Genomic DNA, 23,894 nt, shown 5'->3' on the forward strand with positions numbered 1-23,894 from the left:
AAACGAATCATCAGCCGATCGCGCCACTCCGGAGGCCCCATGCTGAGCCGCACTGCCGAACATCTGTTCTGGATGACCCGTCACACCGCGCGTGCCGATCATCTCGCGCGTCTGCTCGACGCCTGCTATCAGCGCTCCTTGCTGCCCGCGTATGCCGGCGCGAGCGAAGCCGAAGACAGCGCCGCGCATAGCTGGCTCACGATCCTGTCGATCGTGGGGCTGGCCGATCACTATCGGCTTTCGCATCACGGCATCGAGCGCCGCGAGGTGATCGCGTATCTGGGCGCCGATGCGGCGAATCCGTCGTCGATCGTCAGCAGCCTGCGTTTTGCGCGCGAAAATGCGCGCGCCGTGCGCGGCTGTCTGGGCGCGGAGTTGTGGGAAACGCTCAACGCCACGTGGCTCGATTTGCAGCGCCTTCTCGCCGACGATCTGCACGAGCACGATCCCTATGCGTTCTTCGAGTGGATCAAGCAGCGTCTGCATCTCGTGCGCGGCGTGCAACTGGCCGCGCCGGTGCAGAACGAGACCTCCGCGTTCCTGCATCTGGGCGGCTGCGTGGAGCGCGCCGATCATATGGCGCGCACGCTCGAAGCCCATTGCGAATTGCTCAAACCGGACGCCTTCGATTATCACGGCGCGAATGCGCTGCTGCGTGCCGTGTCGGGGCTCGACGCCTATCGCGAGGTGTATCGCGACGCCATCGCGCCCGCGCGCGTCGCGGCCCTGCTGGTTCAATGCCAGGACTGGCCGGGTTCGCTCGCCGCGAGTCTGGAGGAAATCCGCCGCATTGCCGTGCGGCTGCGCAACGGGCAATCGGCGCAAACCGAGCGGCTTGCGCTGCAACTGTGCGAGGAAGTGCGGCAGGCGCCGCTCGACGCCTGGTTCGCGAATGAGCAAACCTCGGCGCTGCGTAGCTGGCTCGTTGCGCTGATCGCGCGCATCAACGAACTGGCGCGCCGCGTCGGCCGCGATCTCGTGCGCCCGGCGATTCCCGAGCCGGTCGCGGCCGCCGCCTGACGCGCGCCGTCGGACCATCCGCAATCAGGTTTGCGCCGCCGCCGAGATCACGCGATGAACGAAACGCAACTTGTCGATGACCGGCGGAGCCAGCGTGAACGGATAGCCGTCGGGCATGCCCAGGCTGCGGTTCAGGCTGTTGAGCGCATAGGTCAGCGCAAACCAGCGCGCCATCCGGTTGTCGAAGCTGGCCTCGTCCACCGGCGTCTGGTCGAGCAGCACGGGTTCATCGGGGCTGTCGGGCAGGAGCGCCACGCCGCAGGCGGCCGCCGTATCGAGCGTATCGACGAGATGCAGGTAGTGCGCCCAGGTTTCCGCCCAGTCCTCCCACGGATGCACCGACGCATACGCGCTCACGTGACGCCCGGTCCAGTCGGGCGCGGGGCCGTTCGCGTAGTGCGTGGCGAGCGCCGCGGCGTAGTCGGCGCGCTCGTCGCCAAAACATTGCCGGAATGGCTCGATCCAGCGCGTTTCGGCCACCAGCCGGTCGAAATAGTAATGGCCGACCTCGTGCCGGAAATGTCCGAGCAAGGTGCGATACGGCTCGTGCAGCGACACGCGCGTGCTTTCGCGATGGGCGTCGTCGGCTTCGGCGATGTTCATCGTGATGAGGCCGTGGTCGTGGCCGGTGAGCACGTGCTGGCCATCGCCCATCTCTTCGAGAAACTCGAACTGCAGGCCGTGTTCGGGGTCTTCGGCGCGCGTGGCCAGCGGCAGGCCCAGCGCGCCCAGCGTGTAGAGCAGGCGCCGCTTGGCCACTTCCAGCCTGTACCAGTAGAGCCGGTTTTCCGGGCGCTCCAGATTGGGAATCGTGCGCGTGAACTGGCAGGCGCGGCAGAGCGTGTCGTTGGCGTGCGCTGCGTCGTCGGGGATCATGCCGTTGCAGACGTTCTCGACCGCGTAGTTGTGGCACTGGCGAAACAGCGTGCCAGGCGCCTGCGTGTTCAGGATGCGCCAGCGGCCCTCGCCCGCCTGTTCCAACGCTTCCAACGCCTCGAACGCATGCATTTCACCACTCTGGGGCACATAGCCCAGACGGGCGTCGCAACGCTCGCAGCGCTCGTTTTCGAAGAACACCAGTTGATTGCAGTGGTCGCAGTGAAACGTCTTCATGGCCGCTTTCCTGTGTTGGGCGCGAACGGCAGAGCACGCCGCGTGCCGCGTCACATCCGGCGGCACGTTGCCGACGGTTGTCATCACCGCCACTCGCACCGTGCGCATCATAGGCGCGCGTCCAGCCTTTCAATTCATCCCTGTCGAACGAGGAGTCGGGTGTGTCCATCCGTGTCGCGTTAAACCATGTCACGCAGTATCGCTATGACCGGCTCGTGCGCCTCGCGCCGCATGTGGTGCGTCTGCGTCCCGCACCGCATTGCCGCACGCCCATCCTTTCGTATTCGATGCGCGTCGAACCCGCCGATCATTTCGTGAACTGGCAGCAGGACCCGTTCGCCAACTATCAGGCGCGGCTCGCCTTTCCAGAGCCGACGCGCGAATTCCGCGTCACGATCGATCTGGTCGCGGAAATGGCGGTCTACAACCCGTTCGACTTCTTCCTGGAACCGAGCGCCGAGCAGTTCCCCTTCGCCTACACGCCGGAGCTGGCGACCGAACTCGCGCCCTATCTCGCGCGCAGCGAGCCCACGCCGCGCTTCGCCGCCTTCGTCGAGACCATCGACCGTTCGCCGCGCGCCACGGTCGATTTTCTCGTCGATCTGAACCAGCGGCTGCAACGCGACATCGGCTATCTCATCCGCATGGAGCCCGGCGTGCAGACGCCCGAGGATACGCTCGAAAAGCGCTCGGGTTCGTGCCGCGACTCCGGCTGGCTGATGGTGCAGACGCTGCGCCAACTGGGTCTGGCCGCGCGCTTCGTGTCCGGCTATCTGCTGCAACTGACGCCCGACGTCAAGGCGATCGACGGCCCGCAAGGCGCCGAAGCCGATTTCACCGATCTGCACGCCTGGTGCGAAGTCTATCTGCCGGGCGCGGGCTGGATCGGCCTCGATCCGACTTCGGGGCTGTTCGCGGGCGAAGGCCATATTCCCGTCGCCTGCACGCCGGAACCGGGCAGCGCCGCGCCGATTTCGGGCGCGCTGGACGACTGCGAAGTCGAGTTTTCGCACTCGATGACGATCACGCGCGTGGAGGAAACGCCGCGCGTGACGCTGCCCTACACCGACGAGCAATGGACGCAGATGCAGGCGATGGGCGAGCAGGTGGACGCCGCGCTCGCCGCCTCGGACGTGCGCCTGACGATGGGCGGCGAGCCCACTTTCGTGGCCGCCAGCGACCGCGACGCGCCCGAGTGGAACACCGAAGCGCTCGGCCCGACCAAGCGCCGCTACGCCATTTCGCTGATGGACAAACTGCGCGCGCAGTACGGCGCGCGCGGTTTCCTGCACATCGGCCAGGGCAAGTGGTATCCGGGCGAGCAACTGCCGCGCTGGGCGCTGTCGCTGTTCTGGCGCGCGGACGGCGAGCCGTGCTGGCACGACCCGTCGCTGTTCGCCGACGAGCGCAGTAGCACGCACCACACGGCCGCCGACGCGCAACGCTTTATCGGCCATCTCGCCGCGAAGCTCGCGGTCGATCCGCAACACGTGCAGCCCGGCTACGAGGACACCTGGTATTACCTGTGGCGCGAGCGCCGCCTGCCCGTGAACGTCGATCCGTTCGATTCGCGTCTGGACGACGAACTCGAGCGCGTGCGCCTGCGCCGCGTATTCGATACCGGCCTCGATGCGGTCACCGGCTACGTGCTGCCGCTCGAGCCGCTTTCGGCGCAGAGCGGCATACAGCCCGCCCTGCAAGGACCGCGCTGGGTCAGCGGCCCATGGTTCTTCCGCGACGAGCGCATGTACCTGATTCCCGGCGATTCGCCGATGGGTTACCGGCTGCCGCTCGACTCGCTGCCGTGGGTGTCGGCTGGCGACTATCCGTGGCAGCACGCGCATGATCCGTTCGGCGCGCCCACGCCGCTGCGCAGCGCCGCCGAATTGCGCATGCAGTATCGCGGCGAAGCGGCTACGGTCAAGGGCGATGTCGATGTCGCAACCGCGTACGCCGATCAAAGCGCGCACGCGCACGGCGAACGCAATAGCGAACGCAACCCCGACACCGCCCGCCAGCCCGCGCGCGGCGAATCGGCGGCGTGGATTCGCCGCACGGCGCTGTGCGTGGAAGTGCGCGATCCCGCGCGCGCCGCCGGCCCGCAAGCAGAAGCCGCCGCGTTCGGCGGCGCGCAAGGCCAGATCCACGTGTTCATGCCGCCGCTCGCGCAACTCGACGATTACCTCGATCTGCTCGCCGCCATCGAAGCCACGGCCGCCGATCTCGCGCTGCCCGTGGTGATCGAAGGCTATCCGCCGCCGCGCGACCCGCGCCTGAAGATGCTTCAGGTGACGCCCGACCCGGGCGTGATCGAAGTGAACATCCACCCGTCGTCGAACTGGGGCGAACTGGTCGAGCGCACCGAATTCCTCTATCAGGCCGCGCACGAAACCGCGCTTTCGACCGAGAAGTTCATGCTCGACGGCCGCCACACCGGCACCGGCGGCGGCAATCACCTGGTGCTGGGCGGCGCGACGCCCGCCGACAGCCCGTTCCTGCGCCGCCCCGACCTGCTCGCGAGCCTCGTGGCCTACTGGCACAACCATCCGTCGCTGTCGTATCTATTCTCGGGGCTCTTTATCGGCCCGACCAGCCAGGCGCCGCGCGTGGACGAAGCGCGCAACGATCAGGTCTACGAACTCGAAATCGCCTTCGCGGAAATCCAGCGTCAGGTCGATCTGCTGCGCAGTTACGGCGCGCCGGATCAGGCGGCTTCGGCCGATAACGGTGCGCGCGTGCCGCCCTGGCTGATCGACCGCGCGCTGCGCAATATCCTCATCGACGTGACCGGCAATACGCACCGCGCCGAGTTCTGTATCGACAAGCTCTATTCGCCCGACGGCCCGACCGGCCGCCTCGGTCTGCTGGAATTGCGCGGCTTCGAAATGCCGCCGCACGCGCGCATGAGCCTCGCGCAGCAACTGCTGCTGCGTGCGCTGGTCGCGCGTTTCTGGCACGCGCCGTACACGCAGCGTCTGACGCGCTGGGGCACGGCGCTGCACGACCGCTTCATGCTCTCGACCTTCGTAAAGATGGATTTCGACGATGTGCTCGCCGAAACCGCCGCGGCGGGCTTCGCGCTCGACCCGGCGTGGTTCGCGCCGCATGTCGAGTTCCGCTTCCCGCTGGTGGGCGAGCTGCACACGAGCGGCATCGCGCTCACGCTGCGCCACGCGCTCGAACCGTGGCACGTGATGGGCGAAGAAGGCGCGGGCGGCAGCACGGTGCGTTACGTCGATTCGTCGGTGGAGCGCATGGAGGTGAGCGTGCTCGGCATCAACGAAAGCCGCCATCGCGTGAGCGTGAACGGCCACGCGCTGCCGCTGCAACCGACCGGGCGCGCCGGAGAAAGCGTGGCGGGCGTGCGCTATCGCGCGTGGCAGCAGTCGGCGTCGCTGCATCCGACCATCGGCGTGCATGCGCCGCTCACGATCGATATCGTCGATACCTGGAGTGGCCGCGCGATCGGCGGATGCCAGTATCATGTAGCGCATCCGGGCGGCCGCAATTATCAGACGTTCCCGGTCAACGCCTACGAGGCCGAAAGCCGGCGGCGCGCGCGCTTCTTCACGACCGGCCACACGCCGGGTCAGGTCGAATCCGCACCGCCCACGCGCAGCCTCGAATTCCCGTTCACGCTGGATCTGCGGCAGCCGTAATCGACCTCACCCACAAGCCTCACTGCGAACGCGCCCGGAAGACGGGCGCGCCACACCATCTTGCCGATCCAGACCTCCCTGCCGTTCGATGCCGCCGCCCACGATGACGAGGCGCGCGCGCCGCTACGCACGCTGCCGGTGCGCAGCGGGCACTGGGAAGAGCTGAGCGCGCCGGACGGCAACTGGCGCGAACCGTGGCAGCAGTTTTTCAGTCTGCTCGACGAGGCGGGCGTGGCGGGTCTGGACAGCGCGGCGGCGTCGGTCGCGCGTCAGGTCCGCGAAAACGACATCACCTATAACGTCTACGCCGATCGCGGCGGGCCGCGTCCGTGGGCGCTGGATCTGCTGCCGCTCATCATCGGCGAGGACGAATGGGCGCATATCGAGCGCGGCGTGGCACAACGCGCACGCCTGCTCAACGAGATCGTCGCCGATGTCTACGGGCCGCAGACGCTGCTCGCGCGCGGTCTCCTGCCGCCCGCACTGGTGTTCGGCCATCCGGGTTATCTGCGCGCCGTGAAGGGTTTCGTGCCGCCCGACCGGCAGTATCTGCAAATCGTCGCGCTGGACCTGGGGCGCGCGCCCACCGGCCAGTGGACCGTGGTGTCGCATCGCACGGAAGCGCCTTCGGGCCTCGGTTATCTGCTGGAAAATCGCCTGATCGTCTCCAGCCTGTTCGCCGAGCCGTTTCGCGCGATGCGCGTGCACCGGCTCGCGCCGTCGTATTCGCAACTGGTCGCCACGCTCGCGGCCGCCGCGCGTGCACTCATGCGCGACGATAACGAACGCGGCGCGAACGCCTCGCCGCATATCGTGCTGCTCACGCCGGGGCCGTTCAGCGAGACGTATTTCGAGCACGTTTTTCTTGCGCGATATCTGGGCATCACGCTGGTCGAGGGCAAAGACCTGACCGTGCGCAACGACATGCTTTATCTGAAGACGCTCGGCGGCCTGGAGCGCGTGCATGCAGTGCTGCGGCGTCTGGACGATACCTTCTGCGACCCGGTCGAATTGCGCGCCGATTCCACCATCGGCGTGCCGGGGCTGCTGCAGGTGATGCGCGCGGGCAATGTGATGGTGTCGAACGTGCCAGGCGCGGGTTTCGCCGAATCGCCGGCGCTGCACGGCTTCATGCCCGCGATGTCGCAGGCGCTGCTGGGCGAACCGCTGGCGCTGCCCGGCGTGCCGACCTGGTGGTGCGGCGAAGAAGCCGCCTGGCGCGACGCGCAAACGCAACTCACGGACGCGCTGCTGGTGCCCACCTGGCCGCGCGGGCAAAGCGGCGCCGCCAGCGCGGCGCCGGGGCTCGCCGCCGGGCCGCAGGCGCTCGACGCATGGCGCGAGCGCATCGCGCAACTCCCCGACGCCTTCACGGTCCAGCAGCCGCTGCGCTACAGCTACACGCCACGCTACGAAAGCGGCGCGGGCATGCTGGGCGCGCGCCCGGCCGTGCTGCGCGTCTACGCGATCGCCGATCCGGCATGCGGCTGGCGCGTGCTGCCCGGCGGCTTCACGCGGCTGGCCGCCGAACACCAGGAATCGGTGTCGATGCAGGCCGGCGGCAGCAGCGTCGATACCTGGGTGCTGTCGAGCCAGCCGGGCACCGGCTTTTCGATGCTGCCCCGGCCGATGCAGCCCGGCGACCTGCGCCGCGAACGCCGTCGCGTACCGAGCCGCGCCGCGGAGAATCTCTTCTGGGCCGGCCGCTACGGCGAGCGCGCGGAAAATGGCGTGCGCCTGTGCCGCCTGATTCTGGGTTCGCTCGAAGGCAGCGATGCGGGCGAACTGTCCGGCACCTTCATCGAACTCGCCGCCGCGAGCGGGCTCGTGCCGTCCGCGCGCGGCGATGTACGGCGCGGCCTCGACGCCTTCGAGCGCGTGCTGGTGGCCAATCTGCATGAGAACGCGGGTAGCGGCGGCAGCGCCAGCATCGGCCAGACGCTCGCGGGCCAGGCGTATGCGTGCGGCGAAATTCGCGGCCGTCTGTCGAGCGATCACTGGCGCACAGTGCTGGCCTCGCGCAACGACTTCCGCGATGCGCTGCAAGCGCTGTCGCTCGCGCCCGCAGCGGCGCGCGAGAGCGCCGCCACGCCGCTGCGTCGCCCGATGTCCTACGACCGCATGGCGCTGATTCGCGCGCTCGACGTGCTGAGCACGCAACTGAGCGCGATCAGCGGCTGCCAGGGCGACCGCATGACGCGCGACGAAGCCTGGCGCCTGCTGTTCGCGGGCCGCCATATCGAGCGCGTCGCCGCCATGTCAACCACGCTGCGCATCGCCGCGCAGGAGCGCACGCTTGCCACGCCCGCGGGCTTCGACGTGCTGCTGCAACTGTTCGACAGCACGCTCACCTATCGCTCGCTTTATCCCGGACGCCTCGAAGTGCCTGCCCTGCTCGACCTGATCGTGACCGATCCCACCAATCCGCGCGGCCTCTATGGCGTGTACGCGCGCCTGCGCTCGCGTCTGGACGAAATCGCCCAGGCGGCGGGCGGACCGCGCCGCGAGCCGTTCGCCTCGCAGCTCGCGCCCATCGACGCCTTGCCCACGCTCGAAGAACTCTGCGAACCCGGCGACGACGACCGCTATCCCGCGCTCGTCGCGTTGTGCGACAGCCTCGCGGCGCGCATGGCGGCCACCTCGAATGAAATCAGCGCGCGCTGGTTCAGCCATGCCACGCCGCCCGCCGCGCAGGTGTGGTCATGAGCGGCACGCGCCTCGCGGTCACGCACCGCACGACCTACCGCTATTCGACGCCGGTTGAAACCGCGCAGCATCTCGCCACCATCAAGCCGCTCGAATTGCCGTGGCAACGCGTGCTCGCGCATCGCTCGACCATCGAGCCCGCGCCGTCCTATCAGACGAGCCGCTTCGATCCGTTCGGCAACGAAGTGCTGTATTTCTCGTTCGACGCGCCGCATAGCGATCTGCAGATGACGAGCGAAACCACCGTGCTGCTGGCGCCGCGCTATGCGTCGCTCGATGCCGCTGCGACGCCTGCGTGGGAAAGCGTCGCGCATGCGCTGCGTTACGAAGTGGGCGGTGCATTTTATGCGGAATCCGAATTTTGTTTTGCATCGCCGAATATTGCCTTGCTGCCGGCATTTCGTGCCTATGCGCTGGAAAGCTTCGGCCCTGACACGAGCGTGCTCGATGGGGCGATCGATCTGATGCACCGCATCCACGCGGACTTTTCCTATCGCCCGACGGCGACGGCGTTCGATACGCCCGCCGCGCGCGCGTTCGAATTACGCCATGGCGTCTGCCAGGATTTCGCCCAGGTGATGATTGGCTGTCTGCGTTCGATCGGGCTGGCGGCGCGCTATGTGAGCGGCTATCTGCGCAACGATCCGCCCGAAGGCGCAGCGCCGATGATCGGCGCGGATGCCTCGCACGCGTGGGTGTCGCTCTATGTGCCGGCGGCAGGCTGGGTCGATCTCGATCCGACCAACGATGTACTGGCCGATCAAGGTCACGTGACGCTTGCGATCGGCCGCGATTACACCGATGTCTCGCTGCTGCGCGGCGTGATTCTGGGCGGCGGCGCGCATCAGGTGGAGGTCGCCGTGCAGGTTAAAGCGCAGTGATCTGATCGCAAAGCGTCGGGCTAGGTCGGGCTAGGTGTCTTGATCCTGGCCTTGCCCGGATTCCGCCACTTGATCGTTCGGCTGATGGATCTTCTCGTACAGACGAAGGCGCAATTCAAAAAAGCGCCACGCGAATTGAGGATTCCGCGTTGCATTCGCCGTAAATTTAAGTGCGTCGAGTGCAATCAGATCCGCTGCATAGTGTTCCGCCAACCACTTGTTCTGCGGCGGCAATGTCATCGAATCGAAGCAATGCACCCGCCAGGGGCGCTGCGTTGCGATAATGAGCGACGCGATTCTTTCGATGATAAAAACCTTGGCCGGCGCACCGTCGCCGTCATGCTTGACAGGCATGTTCAGTTGCTGTGCCAGCTTATTGGCGCCCGCTTCGGCGATCTGAAAGATCTGCTCGCAATCCTTTAACCATCGCCGCCAGAACGCGGGCTTGGCCACCAGGTAATTGCAGAAAATCGTCTCGAACGAACTCATGACGAAATCGGTCCCGGTGTTCTGCCCCGGCGCAATCAACTCCAGTACTTCGTCAATGCGCGGCCCAATGCCTGGATGCATCCACGCGGCATGTTCGAAGATATTGGCGAAATAGGCAGCCTGGTCGTAGAACGACGAAACGGTGACAACATCGACATCGTCTGGAGCGTCATTCAGGAATGCATGGACTTCTGCCGAATCCAGTCCTGTCTTTAACTTGAACTTTGGGGAAAAGAAACCATACAGGACATCTTCCTCCAGCGTCTCCTCCAGCAGAAAGCGGCGCATGGGCCAGTACTCGCGTCAGTCTGGACGTTGCCCCGTATTGTCGAGCGCGATAAAGCCGGGGTCCAGCTCGTTACGGCTCTGCTCCGAGTAGTAGACCTGATAGATGTTATGTTTCATGTGTCCGACCTTCGTTGCCAAAGTTGGTTACGCAGGTCTGTGTCGGCCCGGTGACGTGGGGCCATCCTAACAAGGGCACCGGGCATGTGCAATCTGCACGCCACTGCATTCATTCCATTGCCGGATCTCGATCAGACAATATCATCATGAAGCGAGTGCGCCGACGCTTGTTCGAACAAAAAACAATACGGCAACTAATTCCTCTGATTTCAAACAGCAAAAAATTTAACGCCGGAAATCAGCGCCTAAAAGTAAATGGTCCGATTCGCCGTAAAGGCTAATCGGACCATTTCAAGTGTCATTCAACGCCGGGACGGATTCAACATCCCGGAACCAGCTTTAGGCCAGATCGAAGCGATCGAGGTTCATTACCTTCGTCCACGCAGCGACAAAATCCTTAACGAACTTTTCCTTCGCGTCGCTGCTTGCATAGACTTCCGCGAGCGCACGCAGCACGGCGTTCGAACCGAACACCAGGTCGGCGCGCGTGCCGGTGTACTTCACTTCGCCGCTCTTGCGGTCGCGACCTTCGAAGCGTTCCGCCGATGCATCGACCGCCTTCCATGCCGTGCCCATATCGAGCAGGTTGACGAAGAAGTCGTTGCTCAGCACGCCCACCTTGTCGGTCAGCACGCCATCGCGGCTGCCGTCGGAATTCGCGCCCAGCGCGCGCAGGCCGCCAACCAGCACGGTCAGTTCGGGCGCGGTCAGCGTCAGTTGCTGCGCCTTGTCGATCAGCAGCGTTTCGGTCGACGCGCCATCCTGCACGCGGCGATAGTTACGGAAGCCATCGGCGAGCGGCTCGAGGTGACCCACCGATTCCACATCGGTCTGATCCTGGCGCGCATCCACGCGGCCCGCTGCGAACGGCACGGCCACCTTCACGCCCGCAGCCGCAGCCGCCTGCTCGATGCCCACCACGCCGGCCAGCACGATCACATCGGCGAGCGATACCTTGCCCGACGCCTGCTGGATCGCCTGCAGCTTCGGCAACACGGCCACGGCCGCCTTGTTGACGTCCCAATCCTTCTGTGGCGCCAGTGCGATACGCGCACCGTTGGCGCCGCCGCGCTTGTCGCCGCCACGGAACGTCGATGCCGACGCCCAGGCCACGCTCACCAGTTCGCTCACCGACAAGCCCGATTCGGCGATCTTCGCCTTGATATCGGCGATATCGGCGGCGCTGGGTTGATGCACCGCTGCCGGCAGCGGATCTTGCCAGAGCAGATCTTCGGACGGCACTTCCGGGCCGAGGTAACGGGCCTTCGGGCCCATGTCGCGGTGCGTCAGCTTGAACCACGCGCGTGCGAACGCTTCGCTGAACGCCTGCGGATCGTCGAGGAAGCGGCGCGAAATCTTTTCGAATTCGGGATCGAAGCGCAGCGTCAGGTCGGTGACCAGCATGGTCGGCTTGCGCTTTTTCGACGGATCGAACGGGTCGGGGATGATCTCCGGCGCGTCCTTCGCTTCGAACTGGATTGCACCGGCCGGGCTGCGCGTCTGCACCCATTCGTACTTGAACAGGTTTTCGAAGAAGTGATTGCTCCACTGCGTGGGCGTTTGCGTCCAGACCACTTCGAGGCCCGAGGTGATGGCATCCGCGCCCGCACCCGAGCCATAACCGCTGTGCCAGCCCAGACCCTGCGATTCGAGCGACGAAGCTTCCGGGTCGGTGCCGACATGCTCCGCCGAACCCGCACCGTGCGTCTTGCCGAGCGTATGGCCGCCGGCGATCAGCGCGACGATTTCCTCGTCGTCCATCGCCATGTTGCCGAACGTTGCGCGAATGGCGGGCGCGGCCGAGAGCGGATCGCCGCTGGCATTCGGGCCTTCCGGGTTCACGTAGATCAGGCCCATTTCCGTGGCCGAAAGCGGGTTCTTCGCGAGCGTTTCGGGGTTACGGTGCGTGAGCCATTTTTTCTCGTCGCCCCAGTTCACGTCGAGGTCCGGTTCCCACACGTCTTCGCGGCCAGCCGCAAAACCGAAGGTACGGAAGCCCGCGTTTTCGAGCGCAACGTTACCGGCCAGCACGATCAGGTCGGCCCACGAAATCTTCTGGCCGTACTTCTGCTTGAGCGGCCACAGCAGGCGGCGCGCCTTGTCGAGGCTGACGTTGTCGGGCCAGGAATTGAGCGGCGCGAAGCGCTGCTGGCCACGGCCTGCACCGCCACGGCCGTCGATCATGCGATAGGTGCCGGCGCTATGCCACGCCATGCGGATAAAGAGACCCGCGTAGCTGCCCCAGTCGGCAGGCCACCACTCCTGCGAATCGGTCAGCACCTTGCGCAGGTCGGATTTGAGCGCGCTGTAGTCGAGCTTCTTGAATTCCGCGCGATAGTCGAAGCTTTCGCCAAGCGGATTCGAACGGCTGGAATGCTGGTTGAGCAGGTCGACGCGCAGTTGTTTGGGCCACCAGTCGAGGTTCGCAGTACCGCTGCCGGCGATCGGCTTGGTGGCGGCATGGAACGGGCATTTGGCTTCATCGGGGGTGGGTGTATCGATGGGCGTGCTCATGTGTACTCCGTTTCGCTTGGGGGGAACGCCCTAATATATCCGTTACCGCCGACTGGCCCCAATTGAACGTCTATATTCCGCCGATAGGCGGTGCGCGCCGTGCGGTATCGCCGCGCTCAATACATCGACGCCAATGCGCGTTTTTCGCCGGATTTTTTCTCCGGTTTTTTCTCTGCTTTTTTCTCCACCGCCTGTGCGCCCTGCCGGGCCGATTCCAGACGGTCGAGGCGGCCAATCAGTTCTTTCGCCTGTTTGTCGATATGCATGGGCAGTAGCGGCATGACCTGAATCGCCCTCACCCGCGCGCGCCAATAACCGAGGCTGACCACAGCGCCCGCTTCGGTTTGCCGCACAAAGTCGGTCGATCGCTCGAGATAGCCGAGAACATTGCGGATGTGCGCGAGATCCCGCTCAGCAAATTCGAAGCTCATGATTTTTCCCCCCGTTATTGGTATCGATTTCAGTCGCCCGATGGCGATTCAACGACCACGCGAGCGCGACCATTGCAGCCATTCGTGGTGATCGAGATTGCGCAACAGATCGGCGCGCCGCCTTTCGCGGCGATAGTGCGCGATAACGCCACATGCTGCGATCAGCAGCACGACCGTGCCCACACTCATACCCAGCAAGGACTCTTGCACGTCAGCCTCCACGATTGCCGTTACGTATGGACCGCCATCCTTCACTTCCTGCACGTGCGGACCGCCATCGATTCGAAGCTCAACAGGCGCGCGCGATGGCGCGCAGCATGGCGTCGCCGCGCGCGGTCACGCGCAATCCGGGCAGACCAGCGGCCGGATCGACGGCGATCAACTGGAGATCGCGCAACGCGCCCAGTTCCAGGCGGTCCGGCTCGATGCGTTCCGGTGCATCCTTCAGCAGCAACAAGGTGGCGAATTCGTGGTGGCTCAGCATGACGTCTCCCTCGCGACGAAAGTCTGCGTAACGCGCTCGCGGGCCGGGTGAATGGCTCACCAGGTCAGCGGCTCAAACTATGGCTTTGCGTGCAGGCACGTGCGGATTGCCGGGCGTGCTGCAGGGCGATGGCTGGTGTTGTCTAGCGCAATGGCGGACAACAGCCGAAGCGAGGACGTCGAGGTGAACAGACTGCCGCCCCGGGCTGGGCAGAGACTGGCAGCGCAGAGGCGCTGGCTTTGTGCGAGGTGGCAGTCATATTTTGATCAGGATTGCTCATGAACAGGTTCCAGAAAATCACCAACAAGCCTGGCCGCTGCCACTGCGGCCAATGACCGGTACGGTAAGCGTCCGCCTCGTGGTTCGCGGAACTTCACCTTCGCCGATCTAGAGCTTCCATTCTAACTTTGTTAAATCTCACTTTTTATGACCCACTATCCAGGATTTTCCCCAATGTCATGAACGGGCCGAGTTAGCGTCGCGATTACGCATAAAAAAGAACATCCGGTCGAAAAGCACCGGATATTCCTGTTTTGCTTCATACGTTGCGTCAGCGGCTTTTATTCATACGAAAGCCGCCGAAGGCGTCGTGGCGTGCGTGGCTTATTCGGCGTGCGCGCCCGCCTTGTTCCCTGCGTTCTCCGTGATGATGCGGGCGATTTCCGCATCGGCTTCGTCGCCGTATTTCTCGAACACGTTGGTTTCATAAGTCGTGTTTTGCGCGTTGCCGAGCTGGCTGCCCGTATCGTCCTTGATATTCACGTCCACCTGCATCGACAGGCCGATACGCAGCGGGTGCTTTTCGAGGTCGGCCGGATCGAGCGCGATACGCACCGGCAGACGCTGCACCACCTTGATCCAGTTGCCCGTGGCGTTCTGCGCCGGCAGCAGCGAAAACGCCGAGCCCGTGCCTGCCGAGAAACCCACCACCTTGCCGTGATACACCACCGACGAACCGTACACGTCCGCCGTCATTTCAACCGGCTGTCCGATGCGCATATGCTTGAGTTGCACTTCCTTGAAGTTCGCATCGACCCACACGGCGTTCAGCGGCACCACCGACATCAGCGGCGTACCCGGCGAAACACGCTGGCCAACCTGCACCGAGCGCTTCGCGACATAGCCCGTGACCGGCGCGGGCAGCGTGTTGCGGGCGTTCGTGAGGTACGCATCGCGCACCTTCGCAGCCGCAGCCATCACGTTCGGATGATTGGCGATGGTCGTGTTGGCGGTCAGCGCGCGATTGGCGGCGAGTTGCTGTTGCGCGGCGTCGAGCGCGGCTTCGGCGCTCTTGACCGAGTCGCGTGCGTGCGAGATTTCTTCCTGCGAAACCGCGCCCGTCTGCGCAACCTGCATACGGCGGCGCAGGTCGTCCTGCGCACGCGAGAGGTCGGCCTGACGCACGGCGACTTGCGCCTCGTACTGGCTGTCGTCGGCGAACAGACCGCGCACCTGGCGCACGGTCTGGCCGAGATTCGCTTCGGCCTGCTGCAGCGCGATACGCGAATCGGCCGGATCGAGTTGCACCAGCGGATCGCCGATCTTGACGGTCTGCGTGTCGTCCGCGTTCACGGCAATCACCGTGCCCGTGACTTGCGGCGTGATCTGCACGACGTTGCCGTTGACATAGGCGTCGTCGGTGCCTTCGCTGAAGCGCGCGACGAGGAAGTAATAGAGGCCGTAGGCAATCGCGGCAATCACGATCACCAGAACCAGCAGCGTCATCATGCGCTTGCGCTTGCCGTTCTGTTCAGTGCCCTGCGCGTCTTCAACAGGCCGTTGGGTGGTATTCATTTCAGATTTCTCTTGTGCGATTTCGTTTTATGGTTGCGACGGATGGCTGGCTGCGGTTTCAACGCGCGCGCCGGTCCACGGCGCACCGTTCGCCCCTTTCGCGTCGCTGCCGATCTGTGCGGGCGCAACGAGATTGACGTCGTGCGCGTCATGCGCGTCAAAGCCGCCGCCCAGTGCCTTGATCAGCGCCATCTGCTGGTCGACGCGCTGTGCCTTGAGGCTCGCTACCGTCTGCTCGGAAGCAAGACGATTCTGGTCTGCATTGAGCACCTGCAACTGCTCCGACAAACCGGCCTTATAGCGGATCACCGCAAGCTGATAAGCCTTCGTAGAAGCGTCGAGCGCGTTCTGCGCGTCGACCAGTTGCTTGTCCGCCGAGCGGATCGACGACACGGTCGTGGCCACGTCCTGGAACGCAGTGATAAGCGTCTGGTTGTAGTTCGCCACGTCCAGATCGAAGTCGGCGTAACGGCCTTTCAATTGCGCGCGCAATGCGCCTGCATCGAAGATCGGCAGATGCACGGCCGGGCCGATGCTCATCTGGCGGCTCGTGAAATTGAGGAATTTGCCCCAGCCGAAGGCATCGAAACCAAAGCCTGCGGCGAGATTCACATCGGGATAGAACTCGGCCTTGGCTTCCTTGACGTCGTGCATCGCGGCTTCGACCTGCCAGCGCGCGGCGACGATATCGGGACGACGCGCCACCAGATCCGCAGGCAGGTTATCCGGCAACGCAATTTGCGCGACTGGGTTCAGCACCGGTTTTGCAATCTGCAAGCCGCGATCCGGGCCCTTGCCGAGCAGCGCGCCCAGTTGATAGCGCACGCTTTCGATCTGGCCGTCGAGTTGCGAGAGATTGCCCTGGCTCGTGGCGATATTGCCGTTGGCGGTCTGACGCTCGACGTTGGTATCCAGTCCCGCCGCCACGCGGCCATTCGTAATCGTGCCGATGGTCTTGCGATTATCGATTTCGCGCGCGGCGATATCGCGCAGCGAATAAAGCTGCGCAAGCTGGTTATACGTGCGCGCGACCGACGCCGCGAGCGTAATACGCGCCTGTTCCATATCGGCCTGGGCCGCGCGCTGCGACGAAACAGCCTGCGCCAGACGCTGACGGTTCTTGCCCCACAGATCCAGATCCCACGACGCGCTGGCGAGCGCATTGTTTTCGCTATACCAGCTACCGCCGTACGGGCTCGGATACAAGGCATTCGACGAATACAACTCGCGCGTCCACGAATAGCTCGCGTTGACCTTGGGCGCGAGCGCAGCCTTCGACGTATCGATATAGGACGACGCCTTGGCGATACGCGCCTGCGCCTGCGCAATGCTCGGGTTGCCGTCGAGCGCTTCGTCGATCAGCTTCGGCAGTTGCGGGTCGCCGAACTGCTGCGCCCAGTCGAGCGAGGGCCACTGTCCGCCCTGCGCCGGAATGCTCTGCGAAGATTCGAACTGCTGCGGCTGCGCGAGCGTCTTGTCGCTCTTGATGCCGGCGTAGTTCGCACAACCGGCCATCAGCGATACCGTTGTGCAAGCAACTACAATCGCCAGGGTACGCATTGGAGTACGCGGGCGGAGGATTGAAACGCTATTCATGCTTGTCCTGATGATCGTATTGGAGCGATGTCCTGAAACAGGCTCAATGCGCCGCCGAATCGGCGCCGCCTTCTGACTTGCCCGCACGCGTGATCCAGATAAGCGGAATGATCGCGATAAAGATCACCGCTGAAATCCAGAACACGTCGTTCAAACCCAGCATCGCCGCCTGGGTATCGACGAGTTGTCCGAAAACCGTGTGCGCCGTCGCGGTATCGAAGTGCGCCGTTTTGCCGAGAAAGTCGATGAACTGCGTGAAGGCCGGGTTTTCCGGGACCGCCTGTTCCGTGAGGCGCGCGTGATGCACCACCGTGCGGTCGTACCATTCGTTGGCGCCCAGCGAGGTGCCCACCGCGCCGCAAAACACACGGGCGAAATTCGACAACCCCGCTGCCGCCGGGATCTTTTGCGGCGGCTGTCCGGCAAGAATGATCGCGGTGAGCGGCACGAAGAACATCGCCATCGGAATGCCTTGCAGCAACGTGGGCACGACGAGGTGATACGTATCGATATCGACGATGTAATTCGAGCGCATCCAGAACACCGCAGCAAAACCAATGAACGCCAGCGTTGCGATCAGGCGCGCATCCGAGCGCGGCAATACCTTGGCAATCACCGGCGAAAGCAGCACCGTAAAGATGCCGATGGGCGCAATCACGAGACCCGCATCCACCGCGCGATAGCCCAGATATTCCTGCATCCATTGCGGCAATAACACGAGATTGCCGAAGAACACGCCATACGCAATCGAAATCGCAATCGTGCCGCCCAGGAAATTGCGCTGGCCGAACAGGCGCAGATCGATGATCGGATGTTCCTCGGTCAATTCCCAGATTACGAAGGCCGCGAAACTGACCAGAGCGGCAATCGTCAGTCCAACAATAACGGGCGAATGGAACCAGTCGAGGTCCTTGCCTTTATCGAGCATCACCTGCAAGGTGCCGACCCACGCAACCAGCAGCCCCAGCCCGACCAGATCGATTGGCGGCTTGCGGGTGGGCGTTTCGCGCGTGCGGTAGATCATCCACGTCGCCACGGCCGCGAAAATACCCACGGGAATATTGATGTAGAAGATCCACGTCCAGCTATAGCTATCCGTGATCCAGCCGCCCAGCGATGGTCCTGCGATTGGCCCCACCGTCGCGGTCATCGCCCAGAGCGCCAGCGCCGTCGACGACTTCTGCTTCGGCCAGGAACTGAGCAGGATGGCCTGCGACATCGGAATCAGCGGTCCCGCCGTCAGGCCCTGAAACACGCGCGCGGCCAGCAGGATCGGCAGATTGGGCGCCATTCCGCACAGCCACGAAGCGATGGTGAACAGCACGATCGCGCCCACGAACAGGCGAATCTGGCCGAGCCGCTGCGTGAGCCAGCCAGTCAGCGGAATCGACACCGCATTCGCCGCCGCGAAGACCGTGATGACCCACGTGCCCTCGTCCACCGACACGCCCAGGCTGCCCGACAAGGTGGGAATGGCAACGTTCGCAATCGACGAATCGAGCACGTTCATGAAGGTCGCGAGCGCCACGGCGAGCGTGCCCAGCGCGAGACGGCCGCCGGTCAATGGCGGCGGCGGCGCGTGAGCGGCGCCTTGCGGGCTCATTGCGCACCCCGGAACGTTTGCGTTCCCAAGTCCTGATTCATTTGCAATCCTGATTAAATTGATGTGCGCGGCCGCGTGAACCTGCGCTATCCGCCCAATACGAGACCGGTCGGCACGCTTGCGCGGCAGCCAGATCTCTAAAAAGGGGATGATCGAAACGGTTGTTCAGTACCGATCGGTATCGCATGATAAAAGGACATCCCGGCCGAGTCAACGAAAATCGAACCGATCGGTACAGTCGCGGGTAGCGGCGCGTTTGTCTGCGAGTGCGGCCGCGCTGCTGTGTTACGATCCCGCGACACCGTTTTCGCAATTCACTCTAAAAATATGGCGACGCTCAAGGCATCCGGCGCACCGGCGCGCCGCCCCCGCAATACCGATTCCGCCCCTGCAGCCAGCAAGGCCGACACCGTGCTTAACGCCGCACGCGATGTGTTTCTGGCGCACGGCTTCAGCGCGGCCACGACCGACATGATCCAGCGCGAGGCGCAGGTCTCGAAGTCCACCGTCTACGCGGCCTGGCCGACGAAAGAAGCGCTGTTCGCAGCCGTGATCCAGCGCGAATGCGGCCAGTTCGCCAATTCGCTGCGTCATATGGAGTTCGAGTCCGACGACATCACGCGCTCGCTCACCAAACTCGCACGCGCCTATCTCAGCCTGATTGTTTCGCCGACGGGGCTCGCTCTTTTTCGCGTGATCGTCGCGGAATCGGGGCGCTTTCCTGAACTGGGGCGCACGTTTTATGCGGCCGGGCCCGAGGTGGTCGCGAGCATCGTCGGGCAATTTCTGGAGCGCGCGGCCGCACGCGGCCAGATCGATGTGCAGGCCGTGGGCTACACCACGGCGGCGAATCTCTTCATCAGCATCGTGCGCGGCGAGGCACAACTGGAATGCATCACGCACCCCGACTCGCGGCCTTCCGATGCGCAGATCGACCGTTGGGTGGACGCGGCCGTGCAAACCTTCGCGCTGGCCTTCGTCAAGCGTGAACCTGCTGCGTAAGCAGCCGGTCGATACCCATGTCTTTTGTTTATCGACCGATCGATTTCATTAATCGATGGGTCTCGTTACGACCATCGAAGCGTAAAAGATGCTAAGAACACGGGTTCACGAAACCCGGTTCTCGCGATGAACGCATTTTCCTTATATTCCCTTACCCGGCGCACGATTGCGCTGGCTCTGGCGCTTTGCGCGCTGGCGGCGCTCGCACTGTTACGCGCCGCGCCGGCTTTTGCCGATCCCGGCGTCACCCTGCCTGTCGTGGCGCCCGTGCAAAGCTGTGAAGCGCTTGCGCAAACGAAGCTCGACGCCGCCGTCGGCGCGCCCGTCTCGATCGAAACCCGACGCGTGAGCACCGCTCAGGACGAGTTCTGCGAAGTAAGCGGCACGATCGAACCTGCGATCGGCTTCAAGCTCGACCTGCCCGCCAGCAAGTGGACGCAACGCTATCTGCAGGCCGGTTGCGGCGGCCTGTGCGGCATGATCAATGCCAGCATCGGCAATGCAGGCGACTGCCGCCCCGCGCTCGACGGCGAATTCGCCGTGGCCGCGACCGACATGGGCCACACCGGCCGCATGGGCGCGCCCGACGAAGGCGCATTCGCAGCCGATCCGCAAAAGCGTATCGATTTCGCTTATCGCGCGAATCACCTCACGGCACTGGCCTCGAAAGCGCTGATGCGCGCGTTCTACGGCGTCGCGCCGCGTTACGCCTACTTCTCGGGCTGCTCGGATGGCGGCCGCGAAGCCTTGATGGAAGCGCAACGCTATCCCGACGACTTCGACGGCATTTCGGCCGGCGCTCCCGCGATGCTATTCCAGATCCAGAACTCGTTCTTCCACGCGTGGACGGTCGCAGCCAATCGCGGCAGCGACGGCAAGCCCATCCTGCTCGCGCCGAAACTGCGCGTGCTGCACGACGCGGTGATTGCGCATTGCGACACGCTCGACGGCGTGAAAGATGGCCTGCTCAGCGATCCGCGCACGTGTCACGTGCAACAAAGCTGGGTGGCATGCAAGCCCGGCGCAAGCAACACGCAGCAATGCCTGACGCCCGCCGAATGGTCGGTCGCGCAGAAGATCTACACCGGCCCGACCGATGCCGCCGGCCATCGCTTCCTGCCTGGCGGCCTCGAACCCGGTTCGGAGATGATGTGGGGATCGTTCGTGCCGCGCGACGCCAATAGCGGCGCGCACGTGATGTCCGCAGCGCTGTTCAGCGGCATGGTTCCGGTGGTCAACCTGGTGCCCTCGCAGGCCGAATCGAGCGCCACCACCTTCCCGTTCACCACGGAACAGTTCACGCGCATGCAGGAACTGCATCCGCTCAATGATGCGACCAACCCCGATCTGCGAGCGTTTTCCGCGCATGGCGGCAAGCTCATCATGTGGCACGGCTGGGCCGACTTCTCGATCGCGCCGATGATCTCCATCGCCTACTATCGCGCCGTGCAGGCCGAAATGGGTGCGGGCGCAACGGATCGCTTCCTGCGCCTCTTCATGATTCCGGGCGTGGGGCATTGCGGTGGCGGCGACGGCTTCGCGCAAGTCGATACCTTGAGCCCGCTGATGAACTGGGTCGAACACGGCACCGCACCGGCCAGCCTGCGTGCGGAACGCATCGCGGCCAGCGCGGGCGGCTTCGGCGGTCCGCCTCCGGCCAGCGGCGCTGGCATGCCGCACGGCGCGCCGCCGATGGATGGACAGGGCCCGCAAGGTCCGCAAGGCGGCAGCGACGGCCGGGGCGGCGGCATGGGCGCACACGCCGCGCTGCCGCCTGTCGCGATTGCGAATCAGCCTGCGCTGGCGAGCCGGCCGATCTATCCGTTCCCGCAGATTGCGCATTATCTCGGCAAGGGCGATCCCGCCAGCGCGTCCAGCTACGGTCCGGCGCCAAGCCCCGCAAAGGAACCCGCGAAGATCGACTGGTACGGCGCATTCATGCTGCGCCCCGGCTTCCAGAAGCAATACGTGGTGCGTGACGATCAGATCTTCCCGCTGCCGCAATAAGTCGAATTGCCGGATCAGGCGCGTGCATACATTCGCCTGATCCGACTGCATTCCATCATCCGCAACATCAGGACATCACCATGACGCAAGCCGAATCCACCACGCCCGCCTGGCGCGCCGACCCGCTCACCTGGGGCCACGGCCCGCGCGTTTTCGAAGTCTTTCTCGAACCGACCTGCCCGTACTCGGTGCGCGCGTTCGGCAAGCTCGACGCCCTGCTGGAAACGGCCGGCGCCGATCGCATCACCGTGAAAATCCGCCTGCAATCGCAGTCGTGGCACATGTTTTCGGGCGTGATCGTGCGCTGCATTCTCGCAGCTTCGACGCTGCCGGGCGGCAAGGAAAACGCGAAAGCGGTCATGGCCGCCGTGGCCGCGCATCGCGAGGAATTCGAATTCGAGCGCCATTGCAGCGGCCCGAACATGGACGCCACGCCCAACGACATCATCGCGCGTATCGAGCGCTATAGCGGCCTTGCATTGCGCGAGGCATTCGCGATTCCGGGTCTCGACACCGAAGTGAAATGGCACGCGAAATACGCGCGCCAGAACGGCATCCATGTTTCGCCGACCTTCATGATCGACGGTATTGTCGATCCGAAAATCAGCAGCGGCGATGAAGTTTCCGCGTGGGCCGCGCGCCTGCGCTAACGTGCGTATTTCGCCACGTACGAAGCGGAATTCAGTCTTCCGCAAAGCCAAATAATGGGCCTTCGATATGTGACGACAGCGTCATTCGCGCGTGCTTGCCGCGCTGAGGTATTGCATCGAAATAGCTGATGCATAAGGTTTTATCCGCTTCCTTATTCCAGCAGCGAAGCCGCGAAAAACCTAATCCCGCCAGCGTGAATTGCATAGCAGCGCGCGTGCGCTGAGCTTTTCGCAACCCATTCGTTAGCGAAGTGCAAACCCCTCCCTAGCATCGGTCGAACCTCGCAGTTCGCAAGGTTCGATTGACGCATACAGGGGTTTCACTTGAAAACAACCAATCTGATTGGCGCACTCGCCGCCGCATTGCTTTCGTCTTCCGCCTTCGCGCAAAACTCGGTCACGCTGTACGGCTTGATCGACGCCGGTCTCATGTACACCAACAACGTGAGCAAGAGCGGCGCGCACGGCGCGCTATTTCAGGCCACCAGCGGCACCATCAACGGCAGCCGCTTCGGCATTCGCGGCCGCGAATCGCTGGGCAATGGCGTCAAGGCCGTCTTCGTGCTCGAAAATGGCTTCAACGCGCAAAACGGCAAGCTCGGCCAGGACAACCGGCTGTTCGGCCGTGAAGCGTGGGTTGGCCTGACGAGCGAACGCTATGGCTTCGCCGCCGTGGGCCGCCAGTACGATTCGGTGGTCGATTACGTCGCGCCGCTTTCCGCCGAAGCCGGGTCGTTTGGCAAGACGAGTTTTGCGCACCCCTTCGACAACGACAATCTCGCCGATTCCCTGCGCTTCAGCAATGCCGTGAAATACGCAAGCCCAAACGTCGGGGGCCTGCAATTTGGCGGTCTTTACGCGTTCTCGAACAGTACGAGCTTTAACGCTAATCGCGCGTGGAGCGCGGGCGCAAGCTACGCGAACGGGCCTTTGAGTCTGGGCGCGGGCTATCTGCAGATCGATCACGCGGGCGGCGCGACGGGCAGCGGCGCGGTCGATATCACCGAATCGGCGGCAAACGGCGTGGGCGGTTTCACGCTCGCCGCCGACGTGCAGCGCGTGGCGGCAGGCGCGATTCGCTATGACGTGAATGGCGCGTCGCTGGCTTTTGTCTATTCGCATAGCCAGTTCGAAGGCAGCACCGCTTTCGGTTCGACCGGCGGCCACGTGAGTTTCGATAACTACGAACTCAATGGACAGTATCCGCTTGCGAGTCGTTTAAAACTCGGGCTCGCATTCGTTTATACCGATGGCCATGTTTCGGATACCCGCTCGTATTCGGTCAATCCAAAGTGGCAGCAGATCGACACGCAACTCGTGTATTCGTTTTCGCGGCGCACCGATGTGTATCTCGAAGGCATTTATCAACACGTGACGGGCGCGCATTATGTTGCGTTCATCGATACGGCGGGCGGCACTTCGTCCACGGCTACGCAGGTGGTCGCCACAGTGGGATTGCGCACGCGATTCTGATCGACGTCGATTCCCGATCCCGACAAAAATGAGACGCTACGCGGGCAAGCTGCGGCACAATCACTTC

At 64.0% G+C, this 23,894-nt stretch carries 18 protein-coding genes; 8 read left to right on the plus strand and 10 right to left on the minus strand.

Annotated features, from left to right (window positions below; genetic code table 11):
* The first annotated feature begins 39 nt into the window (after nucleotides 1-39).
* Nucleotides 40-1,020, plus strand: coding sequence for an alpha-E domain-containing protein (locus U5A67_RS12670; protein WP_321814889.1), 981 nt, complete (start codon nucleotides 40-42; stop codon nucleotides 1,018-1,020).
* 24 nt (nucleotides 1,021-1,044) lie between these two features.
* Here U5A67_RS12670 and U5A67_RS12675 read toward each other — a convergent pair whose 3' ends face one another.
* On the minus strand, nucleotides 1,045-2,133 hold the full coding sequence (locus tag U5A67_RS12675) for a putative zinc-binding metallopeptidase (RefSeq protein ID WP_321814888.1): 1,089 nt from the start codon (nucleotides 2,131-2,133) through the stop codon (nucleotides 1,045-1,047).
* Nucleotides 2,134-2,294: 161 nt separating this feature from the next.
* On the opposite strand from U5A67_RS12675, the gene U5A67_RS12680 reads away from it, so the two are divergent.
* Genes U5A67_RS12680 through U5A67_RS12690 form a run of 3 tightly spaced genes read left to right on the plus strand, consistent with a single transcriptional unit; the run spans nucleotide 2,295 to nucleotide 9,379 of the window.
* Nucleotides 2,295-5,792, plus strand: coding sequence for a transglutaminase family protein (locus U5A67_RS12680; RefSeq protein WP_321814887.1), 3,498 nt, complete (start codon nucleotides 2,295-2,297; stop codon nucleotides 5,790-5,792).
* A 60-nt stretch (nucleotides 5,793-5,852) separates the two neighbouring features.
* On the plus strand, nucleotides 5,853-8,498 hold the full coding sequence (locus U5A67_RS12685) for a circularly permuted type 2 ATP-grasp protein (protein ID WP_321814886.1): 2,646 nt from the start codon (nucleotides 5,853-5,855) through the stop codon (nucleotides 8,496-8,498).
* Nucleotides 8,495-9,379, plus strand: a complete 885-nt coding sequence (locus U5A67_RS12690) for a transglutaminase family protein (protein ID WP_321814885.1) — start codon at nucleotides 8,495-8,497, stop codon at nucleotides 9,377-9,379. Before U5A67_RS12685 ends, U5A67_RS12690 begins: the two co-directional genes overlap by 4 nt.
* 30 nt (nucleotides 9,380-9,409) lie before the next feature.
* Here U5A67_RS12690 and U5A67_RS12695 read toward each other — a convergent pair whose 3' ends face one another.
* The 8 genes from U5A67_RS12695 to U5A67_RS12730 form a co-directional block, all read right to left on the minus strand.
* The gene (locus tag U5A67_RS12695) at nucleotides 9,410-10,156 is read right to left on the minus strand and encodes a hypothetical protein (protein WP_321814884.1); all 747 of its coding nucleotides are present in this window, start codon (nucleotides 10,154-10,156) and stop codon (nucleotides 9,410-9,412) included.
* Nucleotides 10,157-10,612: 456 nt separating this feature from the next.
* Nucleotides 10,613-12,787 (minus strand): catalase/peroxidase HPI, encoded by a 2,175-nt coding sequence (gene katG / locus U5A67_RS12700; RefSeq protein ID WP_321814883.1) that lies wholly within the window; start codon nucleotides 12,785-12,787, stop codon nucleotides 10,613-10,615.
* A 116-nt stretch (nucleotides 12,788-12,903) separates the two neighbouring features.
* A complete protein-coding gene (locus U5A67_RS12705) occupies nucleotides 12,904-13,218 on the minus strand; it encodes a hypothetical protein (protein ID WP_205986983.1) in 315 nt (104 codons plus the stop codon).
* 48 nt (nucleotides 13,219-13,266) lie between these two features.
* Nucleotides 13,267-13,428 (minus strand): hypothetical protein, encoded by a 162-nt coding sequence (locus U5A67_RS12710; protein WP_205986984.1) that lies wholly within the window; start codon nucleotides 13,426-13,428, stop codon nucleotides 13,267-13,269.
* Nucleotides 13,429-13,507: 79 nt separating this feature from the next.
* On the minus strand, nucleotides 13,508-13,702 hold the full coding sequence (locus tag U5A67_RS12715; RefSeq protein ID WP_321814882.1) for a hypothetical protein: 195 nt from the start codon (nucleotides 13,700-13,702) through the stop codon (nucleotides 13,508-13,510).
* A gap of 603 nt (nucleotides 13,703-14,305) precedes the next feature.
* Complete coding sequence (locus U5A67_RS12720) at nucleotides 14,306-15,496, minus strand: EmrA/EmrK family multidrug efflux transporter periplasmic adaptor subunit (protein WP_321814881.1); 1,191 nt, start codon at nucleotides 15,494-15,496, stop codon at nucleotides 14,306-14,308.
* Nucleotides 15,497-15,523: 27 nt separating this feature from the next.
* Nucleotides 15,524-17,092 (minus strand): efflux transporter outer membrane subunit, encoded by a 1,569-nt coding sequence (locus U5A67_RS12725; RefSeq protein WP_415767821.1) that lies wholly within the window; start codon nucleotides 17,090-17,092, stop codon nucleotides 15,524-15,526.
* 43 nt (nucleotides 17,093-17,135) lie between these two features.
* Nucleotides 17,136-18,695, minus strand: a complete 1,560-nt coding sequence (locus U5A67_RS12730) for a DHA2 family efflux MFS transporter permease subunit (protein WP_321814879.1) — start codon at nucleotides 18,693-18,695, stop codon at nucleotides 17,136-17,138.
* Between the two features lie 327 nt (nucleotides 18,696-19,022).
* Here U5A67_RS12730 and U5A67_RS12735 point away from each other — a divergent pair, with 327 nt between their 5' ends.
* The 3 genes from U5A67_RS12735 to U5A67_RS12745 all read left to right on the plus strand — a co-directional run bounded on the left by U5A67_RS12735 (nucleotide 19,023) and on the right by U5A67_RS12745 (nucleotide 22,354).
* Entirely contained in the window at nucleotides 19,023-19,697 is a 675-nt protein-coding gene (locus U5A67_RS12735; RefSeq protein ID WP_205986989.1) for a TetR/AcrR family transcriptional regulator, read from the plus strand.
* Nucleotides 19,698-19,823: 126 nt separating this feature from the next.
* Nucleotides 19,824-21,704 carry a tannase/feruloyl esterase family alpha/beta hydrolase gene (locus tag U5A67_RS12740; protein WP_321814878.1) on the plus strand — a complete coding sequence of 627 codons (1,881 nt, stop codon included), beginning with the start codon at nucleotides 19,824-19,826 and terminating at the stop codon, nucleotides 21,702-21,704.
* Between the two features lie 80 nt (nucleotides 21,705-21,784).
* Entirely contained in the window at nucleotides 21,785-22,354 is a 570-nt protein-coding gene (locus tag U5A67_RS12745; RefSeq protein ID WP_321814877.1) for a thioredoxin, read from the plus strand.
* 31 nt (nucleotides 22,355-22,385) lie between these two features.
* Here U5A67_RS12745 and U5A67_RS12750 read toward each other — a convergent pair whose 3' ends face one another.
* A complete protein-coding gene (locus U5A67_RS12750; protein WP_321814876.1) occupies nucleotides 22,386-22,559 on the minus strand; it encodes a hypothetical protein in 174 nt (57 codons plus the stop codon).
* Nucleotides 22,560-22,678: 119 nt separating this feature from the next.
* Between U5A67_RS12750 and U5A67_RS12755 the strand changes: the two genes are divergently transcribed.
* Nucleotides 22,679-23,827, plus strand: a complete 1,149-nt coding sequence (locus U5A67_RS12755) for a porin (protein WP_321814875.1) — start codon at nucleotides 22,679-22,681, stop codon at nucleotides 23,825-23,827.
* The last annotated feature ends 67 nt before the right edge of the window (nucleotides 23,828-23,894 follow it).

It is taken from the genome of Paraburkholderia sp. J69-1, assembly GCF_905220255.1.
Lineage (GTDB): Bacteria > Pseudomonadota > Gammaproteobacteria > Burkholderiales > Burkholderiaceae > Paraburkholderia.

What these genes read in the sequence shown, in the direction of transcription:
- U5A67_RS12670 (WP_321814889.1), top strand. Translation starts at nt 40, where the DNA reads ATGCTGAGCCGCACTGCCGAACATCTGTTCTGGATGACCCGTCACACC.
- U5A67_RS12675 (WP_321814888.1), bottom strand. Translation starts at nt 2,133, where the DNA reads ATGAAGACGTTTCACTGCGACCACTGCAATCAACTGGTGTTCTTCGAA.
- U5A67_RS12690 (WP_321814885.1), top strand. Translation starts at nt 8,495, where the DNA reads ATGAGCGGCACGCGCCTCGCGGTCACGCACCGCACGACCTACCGCTAT.
- U5A67_RS12695 (WP_321814884.1), bottom strand. Translation starts at nt 10,156, where the DNA reads ATGCGCCGCTTTCTGCTGGAGGAGACGCTGGAGGAAGATGTCCTGTAT.
- katG (WP_321814883.1), bottom strand. Translation starts at nt 12,787, where the DNA reads ATGAGCACGCCCATCGATACACCCACCCCCGATGAAGCCAAATGCCCG.
- U5A67_RS12705 (WP_205986983.1), bottom strand. Translation starts at nt 13,218, where the DNA reads ATGAGCTTCGAATTTGCTGAGCGGGATCTCGCGCACATCCGCAATGTT.
- U5A67_RS12715 (WP_321814882.1), bottom strand. Translation starts at nt 13,702, where the DNA reads ATGCTGAGCCACCACGAATTCGCCACCTTGTTGCTGCTGAAGGATGCA.
- U5A67_RS12720 (WP_321814881.1), bottom strand. Translation starts at nt 15,496, where the DNA reads ATGAATACCACCCAACGGCCTGTTGAAGACGCGCAGGGCACTGAACAG.
- U5A67_RS12725 (WP_415767821.1), bottom strand. Translation starts at nt 17,092, where the DNA reads ATGAATAGCGTTTCAATCCTCCGCCCGCGTACTCCAATGCGTACCCTG.
- U5A67_RS12730 (WP_321814879.1), bottom strand. Translation starts at nt 18,695, where the DNA reads ATGAGCCCGCAAGGCGCCGCTCACGCGCCGCCGCCGCCATTGACCGGC.
- U5A67_RS12735 (WP_205986989.1), top strand. Translation starts at nt 19,023, where the DNA reads ATGGCGACGCTCAAGGCATCCGGCGCACCGGCGCGCCGCCCCCGCAAT.
- U5A67_RS12740 (WP_321814878.1), top strand. Translation starts at nt 19,824, where the DNA reads ATGAACGCATTTTCCTTATATTCCCTTACCCGGCGCACGATTGCGCTG.
- U5A67_RS12745 (WP_321814877.1), top strand. Translation starts at nt 21,785, where the DNA reads ATGACGCAAGCCGAATCCACCACGCCCGCCTGGCGCGCCGACCCGCTC.
- U5A67_RS12750 (WP_321814876.1), bottom strand. Translation starts at nt 22,559, where the DNA reads ATGCAATTCACGCTGGCGGGATTAGGTTTTTCGCGGCTTCGCTGCTGG.